Genomic DNA, 16,116 nt, shown 5'->3' with positions numbered 1-16,116 from the left:
TTTTTCTAATTTAAATTCAATTTAAAATTATAAATATCTTCCAGCTTCACTGGCACTTCATGTCCTGTTTCTAGGTGCTTCATATTGACAATTCCAGTTTCAAGTTCATTCTCACCCATCGTGAATACATAAGAAGCATTCAGTTTATCTGCTGATTTAAATTGACTACCTGGTTTTCGTCCGATAAATTCACGCTCAACTTTCCAGCCAGAGTCGCGCAAAGCTTTTGTTACTTTAGCTGCTTCAGCATTCACTGCTTGACCGATTGTAATAACATAAGCATCCAATTTATGTAAATTTGCAAAATAATCATCCGCTTCATCAAGTAGGATCATTAAACGCTCAAGCCCCATCGCAAATCCAAAAGCAGGAGTCTCAGGACCACCTACCTCTTCGACAAGTTGATCATATCGTCCTCCACCGCAAATGGTGGAACCTGCTCCTAAAATATCGCAAGTCGTAACTAGCTCAAAAATTGTATCATTATAATAATCAAGCCCTCTTACCATACTTGGTACAATCTCGTAAGGAATATTTAAAGCTTGAAGAATTTCTTGTACTTGTCCAAAATGTTGTGCAGATTCTTCACTTAAATAATCTAAGATATTAGGTGCTGCCGCAACTATTTTTTGATCTTGAGGATCTTTACTATCTAAGACACGTAATGGATTTTTGTGCAGTCGTTCTTGTGAATCTTTCGATAGCTCAGCAAAATGTGGCGTTAAAAAATCTATAAGTGCTTGACGATATTGAATGCGATCTTCATTACTGCCCAGAGAATTGATATATAATTTAAGATCTTTCAATCCAAGTGATTGACACATCACATAAGCTAAGGTCATGACTTCTGCATCAACCGCAGCATTCTTACTTCCAAATACTTCGACGCCTAATTGATGAAATTGTCGCATACGACCATTTTGAGGACGTTCAAAGCGAAACATCGGTCCAATATAAAAATATTTTTGTGGCTTGTGATGTTCTGGTCCATACAATTTATTCTCAACATAGGCACGAACCATGCCAGCAGTCCCTTCAGGTCGAAGCGCTAAATGGCGTTCTCCCTTATCGTAAAAATCATACATCTCTTTTGAAACAATATCACTTGTCTCGCCAACCCCTCGCGCAAATAGTTCAAATTGTTCAAATATCGGAAGACGAGCTTCCTGATAGTAATAATGCATCAAAATTTCTTTTAATTTATTTTCAATTAGCGACCATTTCTCGCCTTCATTTGGCAAAATATCTGCCGTTCCGCGTATTTTTTGATATTTCATATTGATATCCTTTCTCTTTTTATTTTTAAATAAATCTGCTCACAAAAAAAGCCCTCATTTTGCCAATGCAAAAATAAGGACGTCGCTTCACGTGGTGCCACCTACATTTAGATTAATCATCTATCTTTTCATCAGTTAACGCCTGAATACGTAACATTTTCATGCTAACCTCTGGAATGTCTTTCATAGCCTTTTGATGAGTTGCTCTCAGCTTTTACAACCTTTCTGTACATCCAGTACTATTACTCTTTTCCATCTTCGGTATTTTTATTTTACTGTTTAAATGCTACTACATATTGAAAGAAATGTCAATCTACAGTGGTTCAATTACATTACTAGACAACAAGTATCTTCTTTCATTTATATTTGTATAAGCAAACTAATATTTTTGATAATAGTTGTTATATGAAATAGTTATGTTAAATATTTGTCTTATTTTGAAACTATTTCTTTTAATTCCTTAAAAAGACTGCTATAATAGGTCAAAAAGCATATAAAAGAGGTGAAATTATGAACTCTAATTATTCAAATGCTAAAGTACAAAAATATCTTCCATCTTTAAAAACATTTTTAGCTATTATACTTTTATTTTTTATTGCCGGAATTGGAAGTATGATCGCTTTAGCTAATGAAAATACCGTTGTCGTCATGGCTAATGTTCTCAATGTCCGGCTAGGTCCAGGACTTTCCTATGACATTCTCACCCAGGTTAATCAAGACGATCGTTTACAAATCTTGTCCGAAGAAAATCAGTGGTATCAAGTACGCATTGGAAATGATCAATTAGGCTGGGTGGCCAGTTGGCTCGTTGAAAAAGAAGAAATTACACCAGATTCCATTCAATATGGTCGTGTAATTAATGCACCTGAAGTTAATCTTCGTCAATATGCTTCTGCCGAATCAGAAATTATCGGAACTATTCCAGAAAATGCAGAACTTGAAATTGTCTATCAAGATGGCGATTGGTATCAAGTGCTTTATATGGGAAAAGTTGCTTGGATTAATAGCGACTATCTGGAAATAATAGCAGCGCCTACTCAGCTGGAAGCATCGCTTGAACGGATCATTGATTATGAATCATACGTCTCAATTGATGCGGAAGCGGCAGAAATCTATATGGAACCGACAAGTAATAGTTCAGTTATCTATCACGCTACCTATGGTGAAGAGTTTAACTATTTATATTCAGAGGGGGACTGGTTCTATGTGGAAGTTGCGCCTGATCAATATGGATATATTGGAAATTGGCTAGCATCGGCTCATACGAATGATTTTTCTGAAGAAGTCGAAGTATCCCAAGAAGAAAATCGCAAAAATTATCATGCGCGTGTGAACACTCATTTATCTGAAGCGACCATCGTGATTGATGCAGGACATGGTGGAACAGATCCAGGAGCTATTTCTACTGATGAACAAGTCTATGAAAAAGAATTAGCACTTAACACATCATTCAAATTACAAGCACGTTTGCAAGATGCTGGCGCCAATGTAATTATGACACGTACAGAGGACCGCGATGTCGGCTTAGGTGAAAGAGCACAGATTTCTAATCAAAATCATGCAGATTTATTTATCAGTTTGCATTTTGACTCTCTTGAAGTTCCTAACATGATGAGTGGTACAACGACTTATTATTATAACGATGCCGATCTAGACATTGCAGAAACGATTAGTCATTATCTAGCCACTCAAGGAGAATTGCCAAATAATGGCACCCGCTTTGGAAATTTCCAAGTCTTACGGGAAAATACCCAGCCCGCAATCTTAATTGAATTAGGCTATATGAATCATTTTGTAGATTTGAAACATATTCGAACAGATCACTATCAAGCTACTGTTGCCGAAGCAATTTATCAAGCACTTCGCGACTATTATGGTCAATAATATCATTTATAATATAAAATAAAAGCATCTTATGCACAGTGTCTTTTAGAACACATCAGCCATAAGATGCTTTTTATTTATTTATTTTTTGAATCAAGCCATATTGTCACTGGGCCATCATTAACAAGTGCTACTTGCATATTGGCTCCAAATTTTCCTTCTTCTACAGTGATACCCTCTGCTCGTATGCATTCATTTAATTGTTCATATAATTTATTAGCATATTCAGGGGCTGCCGCATCAATAAAGCTCGGACGATTCCCTTTTTTTGTTTGAGCGTGAAGTGTAAATTGAGAAATCGATAGAACACTTCCACCAACATCTTTTAATGAGCGATTCATCTTTCCTTCTTCATCGTCAAAAATACGCATATTGCTAATTTTTCGTGCCAAATATAAAACGTCTTGATCATTATCATCATCTTCGACACCTACTAAAATCATAAAGCCTTTTTGAATGGCTCCTATGACTTCTTCTTGCACCGAAACAGATGCGCGACTCACGCGTTGAATAATTACTCGCATAATATTCTCCTTTAGTTTACGACTCGTTTGACATTATAAACATCGGGGATTTGATTTATTTTTTTCATTAATTCTTGCAATTCTTTTGTGTTAGACACTGCTACAGTAAAGTTAATAATCGCCATATGTTCTTGACTTACTTTTGCTTGAATATGCTTCAATGAAGAAGTCATGCTACTAATAACTTGTAAGACATCATTTAATAAGCCATTGCGGTCATAACCAGTAACTTCCAAGTCAGTCATATAATTTTTAGGGGCATTCATATTTTCCCATTCCACTTCAATGAGGCGATTATAATTACTTGTGCCTTGTCTTACATTTGGACAATTACGGCGATGAATTGAAATACCACGTCCACGCGTAATATAACCAACAATATCATCACCAGGAACGGGGTTACAACATTTACTAATTCGAATTAATAAATTACTTGCACCTTCCACCACAATACCGTCTTCATGACGAATTTTCACTTTTTCAGGCTGTTTTTTCTTTTCAACTTCTAGAACGGCTTCTTCAATTTTAGCTTTTTCAATTTCTTTTTCCCGTTCACGTCGTATATCTGCCGTCAGTCGATTAATAATGGTCAGTGGCTTCGCTTCTCCAAACCCTACCGCTGCAAATAAATCATCTTGATTTTTATAAGAAGTACTTTCAACAGCATTTTGGATATTATCATCCGTTAAAATATCTTTAGGTTTAAACCCTTGATCAAGAAGTAGATGCTTGATGAGCGTCTTGCCTTCTTCAATATTTTCATCGCGATGTTGAATTTTGAAGAAGCGACGAATTTTGTTGCGTGCTTTCGAAGTATTTACGAAATTTAACCAATCTCGACTTGGTCCTTGTGATGCATTTGACGTGATAATCTCGACAATATCGCCCGTTTTTAATTTGTAATTTAGTGGAACAATTCGGCCATTAACACGAGCTCCTGTTGATTTATTTCCGATTTCGGAGTGAATATGATATGCAAAGTCCAATGTGCTGGCACCTTCTGGAAGCTCCATGACTTCACCATTTGGCGTAAATACATAGACTTTATCGGTAAATATATCCTCTTTAATTGCTTCCATAAATTCACCAGCATTATCTGATTCTTTTTGAAATTCAATAATATCTCGGAACCATGAAAGCTGACGACTCATGTCAGTTTGATGATCTGCAGATTTTCCTTCTTTATATGCCCAGTGTGCCGCCACCCCATATTCAGCAACTTCATGCATTTGATATGTTCGAATTTGGACTTCTAGTGGTGTGGCATTAGGGCCTAGAACCGTCGTATGTAACGATTGATACATATTAACTTTTGGCATTGCAATATAGTCCTTAAAACGACCTGGCATCGGTTTCCATTCCGTATGAATAGCTCCAAGGACGGCATAACAATCTTTAATTGAATGCACAAGTACGCGAATGCCCAATAGATCATAAATTTCATTGAACTCTTTATTTTTGTCTACCATTTTACGATAGATAGAATAAATATGTTTAGGCCGACCATAGATGTCAGCCTCTATTCCCAATTCATCAATGGCCGTTTGAATCACTTCGATGACTTTATTAATATATTTTTCACGATCTTCGCGGCGCGAAGCCATTAATCGTACAATTTCATAATATTTTTCACTATTTAAATAGCGAAAAGAAGTGTCTTCAAGCTCCCACTTCATTCGACTGATCCCTAAACGATCTGCCAGTGGTGCATATATTTCGAGTGTCTCTCTAGCAATTTCTTTTTGCTTTTCTGGACGATGATATTTAATTGTTCGAATATTATGAAGACGGTCCGCTAATTTGACCAAGACAACTCGGACATCTTGGGCCATAGCTAAAAGCATTTTGCGATGATTTTCTGCTTGATTTTCTTGTTTGGATTTGAATTTAAATGTTCCAAGTTTCGTCACGCCCTCAACGAGATCAGCTACTTCTGCAGAAAATAAGCGTTCAATATCTTCATGTGTATACTCTGTATCTTCTACCACATCATGCAAAAAACCGGTAGCAATCGTAGCGGGATCCATATGCAGCTCCGCCAAAATAGCAGCAACTTGAACAGGATGCGTGATATATTCCTCGCCTGATTTGCGCATTTGTCCTTTGTGAGCTTTTTTTGCAAGAGCATATGCACGTTCGACAAATCGAATATGGTCATCATTCATATACTCTTTGCATATATCAAAGACCTCTTCAGCCGTATAAACTTTTTCTCTAGACATGGGCATCCCTCTTCTTCTAATCAACCACCGGATAAAATATGTTTATAGTTTATTGTAATCAGTCTAACAAAGGATTGCAACTATTCTATTAAAAGCATTCATAAAAAAAAGGGGAGAATAAATTCTCCCCTGCTTTATTCATATTAATTATTTAGCACCTTGGACAATCGCGATACCGCTTGATGCTCCAATTCTACTAGCACCTGCTTCAATCATGGCCATCGCTTCTTCAAAATTGTGAACGCCACCTGATGCTTTAACACCCATTTCTTCTCCAACAGTTTCGCGCATTAGACGAATATCAGATGCTGTTGCACCACCTGTTGAGAATCCAGTAGACGTTTTTACGAAGTCCGCTCCAGCAGCTTTTGCTAATTGACAAGCTACTACTTTCTCTTCTTCAGATAATAGACATGTTTCAATGATGACTTTCACTAATGTACCATTAGCTGCTTCAACAACTGCTTCGATATCTTTTTGGACATCTTTTGTATTGCCAGCTTTTAATTCACCAATATTAATAACCATATCTACTTCATCTGCACCATTAGCAATTGCATCTCGTGTTTCAAATGCTTTTACTTCAGATGTATTTGCCCCTAGTGGGAATCCGATGACTGTACAAACTCTAACATCCGAATCTTTTAATTCATTTGCACAGAATTTCACCCAAGTAGGGTTTACGCAGACTGACATGAAACCATACTCTTTTGCTTTATCTGTCAGCTTTTTGATCTGCTCCTGAGTTGCATCCGGTTTTAGTAGTGTATGATCAATATATTTTGCAATGTTGGTCATTTTTTGTCCTCCTTATTTTTATGGGTAGCGATAATTGCTGCCCATTCTCCTTTATTTTTTATTGCTTTAATAATTAATTGATGTTCAGCTAATTTTCTCTTTATATGTGGGACTTGCTCATTTAAAATACCCGAAATTATAAATACTCCGTCCAGATTCAATAAAGGTGGAATCATTGGAATCAAGCGTAATATAATAGGTTCTAAAATGTTAGCAATAATGAGATCGGCAGGCTTCGTCACATTCTCTAATAAATCCTTTTGCTCAAATTGAATGGGAATTTTTAATGGATTTAATGCAGCATTTTGTTCAGCAGAATGAATGGCTTGTGCATCATAATCAAAACCATAAACACTCTTTGCTCCGAGCTGGGCACTTATAATGGCCAAAATACCAGAACCAGTGCCTACATCATAAACAATCGCCGAATTGTCAAGATATTCTTCGATGGCTTCAGCACAAAGTTGGGTTGTTGGATGATCACCTGTTCCAAAAGCCACCCCCGGATTTAAATAAATATTCTCACAATGCTGTATCTCAAATCCTTTATCTTTTTCCCAGCTTGGGATAATTTGAATGGACTTTGATAAATGGATGGGTTGATAATATTTTTCCCATTCAAATAGCCAATCTTCATCATTCACAACTTCAGAGGTGAAGTTATAACACTCTTGAATCAACTGATTTTCATATAAATTCTCAATCTGACACTTGAGCTGCTCTGCTACATTGTTGGTGTCATCTTGAATAGGATAATAGGCTTTTATAAGTGCATCCTTGCGTGGAAATTTATCTAATGGAATATCCCATATCTCATCAATGTTAGGGTGTGGCAGTGCATCTTTTGGATCTTCAATCGAGACACCTTCTGAACCTAACGCAATAAAGGCTTGACTCACAAGATCTACATCGCCACTGTCCACATATATCTTATATTCTTTCCACAACGCCATGCATATCACCTCTCAATTTTTCAATTGATGTCGGTTCATAATCAAAGTCAGCTGCAAGTCGTTCCATACAGTAGTGCTTTAAGTCCTTTAATGTTTGAATAGTATTCTCAAAATCAACCATATTCCAATGTGGCAAAAAGATATTACTTTTTCCATCATTAATAAATTCCTTTAGCTGAAGTGCTACTTCATGAGCAAATAATACAAGATGTTTCAAAATAGCATCGACCACGCCCACTTCAATTCCTACATGTACATTTATTGGATATGAAAATAAATAATGTTTCGGATCAGGTAGTGGCAATTCTTCATTATAAAAACAAATAGCTTGCTCATAATGAATAATTTTATCATTTGATATTTGGCCATATTCATCTTGAATATATATTCCACGCTCATTTTCTGCTGTTACATGTAATTTAATGAATATGATCTGTTTTTGGCTATCGACAATAATTTTCCAGTCAAAAAAAGAAGCGCGCATTTTTAACTGTTCTGACAAGTAATCACTTAATTTTTTCATAAGGGCTCCTTAAAATTTAGCCTATACTAAGTATTTTAACATATTTTTAAAATATAATCTTCATTTTTTGAATAATTGTTCAAAAGCAGGCAATTGTTTAAAAACATTTGATAATTTATCTTCAAAAATAAGATTGGCACCATATGTCTGTCCTAGAGGGGTTTTGTTAATTAATGTAAAATATTTCCCATGAAAATAACGAATCAAACCAGCAGCTGGATAGACAACAAGTGATGTTCCTCCGACAATCAACATATCGGCTTTGGCTATCGCTTCGATTGATTGCATTAAGGGTTGAGTTGGGAGCTGCTCTTCATAAAGAGTAACATCTGGTTTCACAATACCATGACAATGCGGACAGCGTGGAATTTTATTGTCATCTTTTTTTAGTTCTTTTAAAGGAACATATGCTCCACATTGTGTACAATGATTATCAAAAATCGTGCCATGTAGCTCCTGAACATCGGACGAGCCAGCTTGTGAATGAAGGCCGTCAATATTTTGCGTCACAACTGTTACCTTGCGAAATCGCTCTAACTCAGCTAATTTTTTGTGCACGATATTAGGCTGTGCCTCTTCAAATACTAAATGCTCAAAATAATAATCAAAAAACTCTTTTGGATGCGCTTCATAAAAAGAATGCGAAATTATCGCTTCAACGGGCACTTCATATGGAGAATCTTCACGATAGAGTCCTTTTGCTGAGCGAAAGTCTGGAATACCACTTTCTGTCGACACCCCTGCTCCGCCGAAGAAAACAATCCGCTGACTATCTTTCAACTGTTGTGCAAATTGTTCAATTTTATTCATTATGATTCTCCTTTTAAAAAAAGACTCACTTAAAGCTAGGAAACTAGTCGATCAGTGAGTCAATATCTATTAATTCTCATCATCTAAATTCAATACCGCCATAAATGCTTCTTGAGGAACTTCTACGCTACCAATATTTTTCATGCGTTTTTTACCTTTTTTCTGTTTCTCTAGAAGTTTTTGGCGTCGTGTTACGTCTCCACCATATAACTTGGCAGTAACATCTTTGCGATAAGCTTTGACTGTTGAACGCGCCACGATATGATGACCAATCGCCGCTTGAATAGGCACTTCAAATTGTTGACGCGGAATTGTTTTTCGTAATTGATCAACAATTGCACGTCCTCTTTCATAGGAACTATCCTTATGAACTATGAAACTCAAGGCATCAACTGGCTCACCATGGATTAAGATATCCATTTTTACGAGATTACTTTCACGATAACCCGCTTCCTCATAACTTAATGAGGCATAGCCTTTAGTATTTGATTTTAGTCGATCAAAATAATCAAAGACAATCTCAGATAGTGGCAATAAATAGATAACATTCACACGAATATCATCCAAATATTCCATAGTTACGAATTCACCACGTTTTCTCTGTGAGATCTCCATGACAGCCCCTACATAATCATTAGGAACCGTTACAGTAGCTTTAACATATGGTTCTTGAATATGATCAATCTCTGTTGGCTTAGGCATCTCACTAGGGTTTGAGACTTCGACCATTGTACCGTCTGTCTTATTTACACGATAGATAACAGAGGGAGCTGTCGTAATCAGATCAATATCGAATTCTCGCTCCAAACGTTCTTGAATAACGTCCATATGTAGCATCCCTAGAAATCCACAACGGAATCCAAAGCCTAATGCATGCGATGTCTCAGGTTCATAATGTAATGATGCATCATTGAGTTGAAGGCGTTCAAGTGCCTCACGTAAATCTTCATAATCATCCGAACTTGATGGATAAAGTCCAGCAAACACCATAGGCGTCATCTGGCGATAGCCAGGTAATGCTTTTTCAGCAGGATTATCAACAAGTGTGATAGTATCCCCTACACGTGTGTCGCGGACTGTCTTAATATTAGCAGTAACATATCCTACCTCTCCAGCAGCTAAATAATCGCGAGCTACTGGCGTTGGTGAGAAGACACCCACTTCTGTTACTTCAAAACGTTTGCCCGATCCCATCAATTGAATGGCATCACCTGTTTGCAAAATGCCCTCTTTAATTCTTACACTTAACACAACTCCGCGATAAGAGTCATAAACAGAGTCAAAAATTAACGCTTGCAAAGGATTATCTATGTCTCCTTCTGGTGCTGGAACATATTTCACAATTTGTTCTAAGACATCTTCAATTCCAATCCCAGATTTAGCACTTGTCTGGACAGCATTCGCCGTATCTAGTCCAATAATCTCTTCAATTTGCATAGCGACTGCTTCGGGATCAGCAGCAGGTAAATCAATCTTATTAATGACTGGCAAAATTTCCAGATCATTATCTAGTGCTAGATAAACATTCGCCAAGGTCTGGGCTTCCACGCCTTGTGCCGCATCCACTATTAAGATGGCGCCTTCACAAGCCGCCAAGCTTCGAGAAACTTCATAAGTAAAATCGACATGTCCTGGGGTATCAATCAAATGCAAATAATAGGTCTCGCCATCTTTTGCTTTGTAGACAACTTCCACCGTATTTAATTTGATCGTAATGCCACGTTCACGTTCGAGTTCCATAGAATCGAGAATCTGGTCTTCCATTTCGCGATCGGCGATGGTATCCGTAAATTCAAGAATACGGTCAGCCAAAGTCGATTTCCCATGGTCTATATGAGCAATAATGGAGAAATTTCGCATATGTTTTTGTCGCTGGCGAATTTTTTCCTTGTCAATCATCTATTCACTTCTCCTTATTCAAAATCCATCACTTTACTATTATATCAATGTTTTTCATAACTTTCAATATGAAGCACAACCTCATAAAATGACCATAATCCACAATAGCACACCACATATAAAAAATCGACATTTGAACTTTATCATACCCAGCTCAAATGTCGACCAATTCAGAAATATTTTATTTTAATATTATACTTATTCTTTTTTTCTTAGATTGAATACTACAAGAAGGACACCCAATGCACCAAATAATCCAAAATATCGAACGGATTTAGTATGCATTCCTGTTTTTGGTAATATCATACCTTCTTGATGATCCTCTTCTCTTGGTGTCAATTCTTTTTTATTAGAATTTCTGCCAGTATTTAGATCAATAGGTTCTTTTTCAGCGACTATTACGGTAGCTTTTTTCGTTACAGTTGCACCGCCTTTATCTTTTAAAGTAAAGATGATCTTATATGTACCTACTTTTGTATGATCGAAGTTACCTGCATCAATTACAACATTATCCTTAAGGTCTGGACCATCTTCTGCATCTTCTGCTTTCACTATTAGCGTACGAAGGTCAAGTTCATCCCCCGCTATAATTGTCTTATCTGCCACTTCAAGTGTTGGGGTATGATTGAGGACCATTGCTTTTGGATTGACTATTACGGTAGCTTTTTTCGTAACAGTTGCACCATCTTTATCTGTCAAAGTAAAGGTGATCTCATATGTGCCTACTTTTGTATGATCGAAGTTGCCTGCATCAATTACAACATTATCCTTAAGGTCAGGACCATCTTCTGCATCTTCTGCTTTCACTATTAGCGTATGGAGGTCTAACTCGTCCCCGCTATAATTGTCTTATCTGCCACTTCAAGTGTTGGAGGGGTGTTATCTTCAACCACACTCACTGTAACCCTCACTGTAGCCCACGGATGTTCTAAGGTTGAGGTCCCCCAGTGAGACTTAGTTACTGCCAATTCCACCCTTGTCTGTTGACCGGGACGGTTCAAGGCTTTCACTTTATTAAATGCGTCATCGCCCAGCTCAATATATTTAGTTAAATCAGTATCAAGCTCGTCCGTTGCAGAAGCTTTCACAAGTTTCAATACATCTTCTTTTGTGAGAGTAGCAATCTTGCTTAATTCAATAGTCGCATCCGAAGCTTTAATCCACGGTAACCCAATACCAACTACAGAAATATCAGTCTCATGCACTCCCCCCAACTATCAACTCCTGTAAAAGTCAATGGACCGTCATATTTTACTCTGAATACATTGGGGTTAGAACGGCTTCCCCAGTTCTTATCATTCACATTGAACTTTTGGCCTCTTACACTAATACTTTTAATCGTTCCTTCGTACCCATTATGCCCGATAAATTCCGCCCAAACCGAAACATATCGCGCATATTCACCACGCACCTTCTCTATTTCGTAATCAAACACTATCTTACCACGATGAATATATATGGAACCATTTGAATTGTCCTGTACTTTGTTAATATCCTCTAGATTTTCAAGTGAGTCAATGCCTATCTTAGCAGAAGAACCCAAAGGGTCCACTCGATTATCCTCGAGAGTTTGTTGATGATGGAATACATTGAGCAACTGATCTTCTTCAGCATCAGGTGTGGCTTGGACAATATCTTTTTGCAACGCCAATATTGCAACCAGCATCAACAATAGCATCGTTAAGTACTTTCTAATCTTTTTCATATCCATCTTTACCTTTCTATATATTTTAAGTAGGATGAATTACTTTTTATAAATTAAAAAAGTTATATCCATTATATATATATATATAGAAAGCAATATATTTTTAGAAAACTTTTATCTTTTTTTAAATGATCTCTATTTATTTTCGTCATTTTATTTTGGCTTGTTATTTTATAATTTCAAAAATACACATTTTAATCTGACCTCTAATCCCATTAAAAGTCGGTGTATCATGCTTCTTAGGCTTTATGATTTAAATAATGTTCATTTACTTTTAGTAATTTTTTATAGTAAAATTATTATCCTTTTTCGCTACTTTAATTTTCTGCCTATCACTCTTATAATGCGACACAAAAAAACCCACAACTTTAGTCGATAATTTTCGTTCAATTGATGAAAATCATTCACATTGTTGTGGGTTTTCTTTTATTTTTTAAATGCATCTTTTACTTTTGAAAAGAATGATTCTGGTTCTTCTTGAATATCATGCAAGTCACTTGCTTTAGCAAATAAACGTACCGCTTCCAGTTGCTTTTCATTTAGTTTTTTTGGAACTTCAACATTCACTGTGACCAGCTGATCGCCTACGGTTCCCGTTCGGAAGCTAGGACCGCCTTGACCTTTCATTCGTAGCATCGTACCTGAAGCAGTTCCAGCTGGGATTTTTAATTTTGCTTTTCCATTGACAGTCGGAACTTCAATAACATCACCGAGTGCTGCTTGAGCAAAATTAATTGTTAAAGTGTAATAAATATTGGATCCGTCACGATCAAAGATATCTGATGGTTTCACGCGGAAGACGACATATAAGTCCCCATAAGGTCCATTATTTTTTCCTGCATTACCTTGTCCGCGCAAACGAATTTGTTGTCCTGTCTCAACTCCAGCGGGCACTTTAATTTTAACTTGGTGGGAAGTGGATTGCAGACCCTCCCCATGGCAGGTTGAGCATTTGTCTTTAATGACTTTGCCTTGGCCATTACATACTGGACATGTTCTCTGTGTCATAATACGACCAAATGGCGTATCTTGTTGGATATTCACTCTACCCTGACCATGACATTCCGAACAGACTTCTGGATGTGTACCAGGTTTTGCACCGGATCCTGAACAAGTCTTGCACTGATCTAGGCGAGCATAGGTAATGACTTCTTCTTTTCCAAAGATAGCTTCTTCAAATGTTAAATCCATAACATATTCTAAGTCCGAACCAAGTTGTGGCTTTGTGGGATCATAGCTTGATTGACCACCACCAAATAAGTCACTGAAAATATCACCAAATCCAGAAAAAGCGTCACCACCGCCACCAAAATTACCGAATCCGCCATAATTACCATAACCGCCACCTGCTCCACCATAACCAGAATTTACTCCGGCATGGCCGTATTGGTCATAGGCAGCTCTTTTATTTTCGTCTGAGAGTACTTCATATGCTTCGGTAATTTCTTTGAATTTTTCTTCGGCGCCTTCTTCTTTATTGATATCGGGGTGATATTTTTTTGATAATTTGCGGTAAGCCCGCTTAATTTCTTGATCACTTGCATCACGACCGACGCCTAAAATATCATAAAAATCTGCTTTTTCAGCCAACAAAATCCCTCGCTTACTTCCATCAATTGTTCGGAAGAATTATCATAAATATTGAGCCAAAAGAAAGCTTCTGGCTCAATATTATATTATTCTTCGTCATCTACCTCTTCAAAATCAGCATCAACAACATTATCTTTTTGATTTGCTGTCTGGTCAGTAGCCGTATTGCCAGCATTTTCTTGTTGTTGTGCCGCTTGCGCTTGTTCATAAAGTTTTACTGTCAAGTTTTGAACAATTTCGCTTAATGCATCGCGTTTTTCTTTAATTTCTTCATTATTATTTGCATCCAGTGCTTTTTGAAGTGCATCGCGTGCTTCTTCAGCTTTTTTAATTTCTGATTCGTCTACTTTGCCTTCTAAGTCTTTCAAGGTTTTTTCGACTTGGAAAACTAATTGTTCACTTTCATTACGTAACTCGACTTCTTCTTTTCGTTTTTTGTCTGCTTCCGCATTAGCTTCTGCATCTTTTACCATACGTTCGATTTCTGAATCATCTAAGCCACTTGAAGATTTAATCGTAATATTTTGCTGTTTACCAGTTCCTTTATCTTGAGCAGATACTTTTACAATTCCATCTTTATCAATATCAAAAGTAACTTCAATTTGAGGGATACCACGTGGGGCAGGTGGAATATCCGTTAGTTGGAATCTGCCTAAAGTTTTATTATCAGCAGCCATTGAGCGTTCCCCTTGAAGCACATGAATGTCTACTGCAGGCTGATTATCTGCTGCCGTTGAAAAGATTTGCGACTTGCTCGTAGGAATCGTCGTGTTGCGGTCAATTAATTTTGTAAATACGCCACCCATCGTTTCAATTCCTAAAGAAAGTGGTGTAACATCTAGCAATACGACATCTTTCACATCACCAGAAATAACGCCCCCTTGAACTGCAGCTCCCATCGCAACAACTTCGTCTGGGTTTACAGAACGGTTCGGTTCTTTGCCAGTTTCTTGTTTGACAGCTTCGATAACTGCAGGAATACGTGTAGAACCACCAACGAGAATTACTTCATCAATTTCGCTAGTTGTAATTCCAGCATCTTTAATAGCTTGACGTAATGGTTGTTTTGTACGTTCAACAAGTTCATGGGTTAATTCATCAAATTTTGCACGTGTCAATGTAACTTCCAAATGTAGTGGTCCTGCTTCGCCTGCTGAGATAAATGGTAGGCTAATTTGTGTTGAGCTTGTGCTTGAAAGTTCTTTTTTCGCACTTTCAGCTGCATCTTTTAGGCGTTGGAGTGCCATTTTATCTTGAGATAAATCAATACCATTATCTTTTTTGAATTCGGCTACTAAATATTCGATAATTTTCTCATCAAAGTCATCGCCACCAAGTTTATTGTCACCCGCTGTCGATAGCACATCAAAGACACCGTCACCTAATTCCAATACAGAAACGTCAAAAGTTCCTCCACCTAAGTCAAAGACTAAAACTTTTTCTTCAACATCTACTTTTTCTAGTCCATAAGCCAAACTTGCAGCAGTCGGTTCATTCACGATACGGTCCACTTTTAATCCCGCAATAATTCCAGCATCGCGTGTTGCTTGACGCTGTGAGTCATTAAAGTATGCTGGAACAGTAATAACTGCATTCGTTACTTTTTCTCCCAAATAGTCTTCAGCATAACCTTTTAGATGTTGTAAAATAAATGCCGAAATTTCTTGTGGTGTATACTCTTTTCCATCAATATTCACTTTATGATCCGTTCCCATGTATCGTTTGATTGACATGACAGTATTCGGATTCGTAATGGCTTGGCGTTTTGCAACTTCTCCAACTTGAATTTCACCATTTTTAAAAGCGACAACTGATGGTGTCGTACGATTTCCTTCATTGTTTGCGATAATTTTAGGTTCTCCACCTTCTAATACTGCAACGGCAGAGTTAGTTGTTCCTAAGTCAATACCAATAATTTTAGACATAATGCT

The 16,116-nt window shown here is 37.2% G+C and carries 14 protein-coding genes and 1 other annotated feature; of the genes, 1 reads left to right on the top strand and 13 read right to left on the bottom strand.

Annotated elements, in window-relative coordinates; genetic code table 11:
- Positions 1-5 precede the first annotated feature (5 nt).
- A complete protein-coding gene (gene hisS / locus C231_RS0100580) occupies positions 6-1,277 on the bottom strand; it encodes a histidine--tRNA ligase (RefSeq protein WP_018658712.1) in 1,272 nt (423 codons plus the stop codon).
- Positions 1,278-1,349: 72 nt separating this feature from the next.
- Positions 1,350-1,545: a binding site (T-box leader), on the bottom strand.
- A gap of 242 nt (positions 1,546-1,787) precedes the next feature.
- Here hisS and C231_RS0100575 point away from each other — a divergent pair.
- Positions 1,788-3,161 (top strand): N-acetylmuramoyl-L-alanine amidase family protein, encoded by a 1,374-nt coding sequence (locus tag C231_RS0100575; RefSeq protein WP_018658711.1) that lies wholly within the window; start codon positions 1,788-1,790, stop codon positions 3,159-3,161.
- A 77-nt stretch (positions 3,162-3,238) separates the two neighbouring features.
- On the opposite strand, the gene dtd is transcribed toward C231_RS0100575, so the two are convergent.
- From dtd to dnaK, 12 genes are all read right to left on the bottom strand, one after another.
- The gene (gene dtd, locus C231_RS0100570) at positions 3,239-3,685 is read right to left on the bottom strand and encodes a D-aminoacyl-tRNA deacylase (protein ID WP_018658710.1); all 447 of its coding nucleotides are present in this window, start codon (positions 3,683-3,685) and stop codon (positions 3,239-3,241) included.
- Positions 3,686-3,696: 11 nt separating this feature from the next.
- The gene (locus C231_RS0100565) at positions 3,697-5,907 is read right to left on the bottom strand and encodes a RelA/SpoT family protein (RefSeq protein ID WP_018658709.1); all 2,211 of its coding nucleotides are present in this window, start codon (positions 5,905-5,907) and stop codon (positions 3,697-3,699) included.
- Positions 5,908-6,054: 147 nt separating this feature from the next.
- Entirely contained in the window at positions 6,055-6,705 is a 651-nt protein-coding gene (deoC, locus tag C231_RS0100560; RefSeq protein WP_018658708.1) for a deoxyribose-phosphate aldolase, read from the bottom strand.
- Positions 6,702-7,658: a 50S ribosomal protein L11 methyltransferase gene (gene prmA, locus C231_RS0100555; RefSeq protein ID WP_018658707.1), complete on the bottom strand. Its 957-nt coding sequence runs from the start codon at positions 7,656-7,658 to the stop codon at positions 6,702-6,704. Before prmA ends, deoC begins: the two co-directional genes overlap by 4 nt.
- Entirely contained in the window at positions 7,636-8,181 is a 546-nt protein-coding gene (locus C231_RS0100550) for a DUF3013 family protein (protein ID WP_018658706.1), read from the bottom strand. Before C231_RS0100550 ends, prmA begins: the two co-directional genes overlap by 23 nt.
- 60 nt (positions 8,182-8,241) lie before the next feature.
- Positions 8,242-8,991: an NAD-dependent protein deacylase gene (locus C231_RS0100545; RefSeq protein ID WP_018658705.1), complete on the bottom strand. Its 750-nt coding sequence runs from the start codon at positions 8,989-8,991 to the stop codon at positions 8,242-8,244.
- 69 nt (positions 8,992-9,060) lie between these two features.
- The gene (lepA, locus tag C231_RS0100540; RefSeq protein WP_018658704.1) at positions 9,061-10,890 is read right to left on the bottom strand and encodes a translation elongation factor 4; all 1,830 of its coding nucleotides are present in this window, start codon (positions 10,888-10,890) and stop codon (positions 9,061-9,063) included.
- Positions 10,891-11,088: 198 nt separating this feature from the next.
- Complete coding sequence (locus C231_RS0100535) at positions 11,089-11,697, bottom strand: immunoglobulin-like domain-containing protein (RefSeq protein ID WP_018658703.1); 609 nt, start codon at positions 11,695-11,697, stop codon at positions 11,089-11,091.
- A 17-nt stretch (positions 11,698-11,714) separates the two neighbouring features.
- Positions 11,715-12,104: a hypothetical protein gene (locus C231_RS0100530; RefSeq protein WP_018658701.1), complete on the bottom strand. Its 390-nt coding sequence runs from the start codon at positions 12,102-12,104 to the stop codon at positions 11,715-11,717.
- Positions 12,071-12,601 carry a hypothetical protein gene (locus tag C231_RS0100525; RefSeq protein WP_018658700.1) on the bottom strand — a complete coding sequence of 177 codons (531 nt, stop codon included), beginning with the start codon at positions 12,599-12,601 and terminating at the stop codon, positions 12,071-12,073. The genes C231_RS0100530 and C231_RS0100525 overlap by 34 nt, the downstream gene beginning before the upstream one ends.
- A gap of 420 nt (positions 12,602-13,021) precedes the next feature.
- Positions 13,022-14,185, bottom strand: coding sequence for a molecular chaperone DnaJ (gene dnaJ, locus C231_RS0100520; RefSeq protein WP_026314264.1), 1,164 nt, complete (start codon positions 14,183-14,185; stop codon positions 13,022-13,024).
- Between the two features lie 86 nt (positions 14,186-14,271).
- The gene (gene dnaK / locus C231_RS0100515; protein ID WP_018658698.1) at positions 14,272-16,110 is read right to left on the bottom strand and encodes a molecular chaperone DnaK; all 1,839 of its coding nucleotides are present in this window, start codon (positions 16,108-16,110) and stop codon (positions 14,272-14,274) included.
- Positions 16,111-16,116: the final 6 nt, after the last annotated feature.

The sequence above is a fragment of the Allofustis seminis DSM 15817 genome (assembly GCF_000374325.1).
GTDB lineage: Bacteria > Bacillota > Bacilli > Lactobacillales > Carnobacteriaceae_A > Allofustis > Allofustis seminis.
The sequence above is the reverse complement of the archived record's forward strand: the minus strand, read 5'-3'. Positions and strand labels throughout refer to the sequence as shown.

Excerpts from the sequence above, each read along its gene's own strand:
- hisS (WP_018658712.1), bottom strand. The coding sequence starts at position 1,277 with ATGAAATATCAAAAAATACGCGGAACGGCAGATATTTTGCCAAATGAA.
- C231_RS0100575 (WP_018658711.1), top strand. The coding sequence starts at position 1,788 with ATGAACTCTAATTATTCAAATGCTAAAGTACAAAAATATCTTCCATCT.
- dtd (WP_018658710.1), bottom strand. The coding sequence starts at position 3,685 with ATGCGAGTAATTATTCAACGCGTGAGTCGCGCATCTGTTTCGGTGCAA.
- C231_RS0100565 (WP_018658709.1), bottom strand. The coding sequence starts at position 5,907 with ATGTCTAGAGAAAAAGTTTATACGGCTGAAGAGGTCTTTGATATATGC.
- deoC (WP_018658708.1), bottom strand. The coding sequence starts at position 6,705 with ATGACCAACATTGCAAAATATATTGATCATACACTACTAAAACCGGAT.
- prmA (WP_018658707.1), bottom strand. The coding sequence starts at position 7,658 with ATGGCGTTGTGGAAAGAATATAAGATATATGTGGACAGTGGCGATGTA.
- C231_RS0100550 (WP_018658706.1), bottom strand. The coding sequence starts at position 8,181 with ATGAAAAAATTAAGTGATTACTTGTCAGAACAGTTAAAAATGCGCGCT.
- C231_RS0100545 (WP_018658705.1), bottom strand. The coding sequence starts at position 8,991 with ATGAATAAAATTGAACAATTTGCACAACAGTTGAAAGATAGTCAGCGG.
- lepA (WP_018658704.1), bottom strand. The coding sequence starts at position 10,890 with ATGATTGACAAGGAAAAAATTCGCCAGCGACAAAAACATATGCGAAAT.
- C231_RS0100525 (WP_018658700.1), bottom strand. The coding sequence starts at position 12,601 with ATGGATATGAAAAAGATTAGAAAGTACTTAACGATGCTATTGTTGATG.
- dnaK (WP_018658698.1), bottom strand. The coding sequence starts at position 16,110 with ATGTCTAAAATTATTGGTATTGACTTAGGAACAACTAACTCTGCCGTT.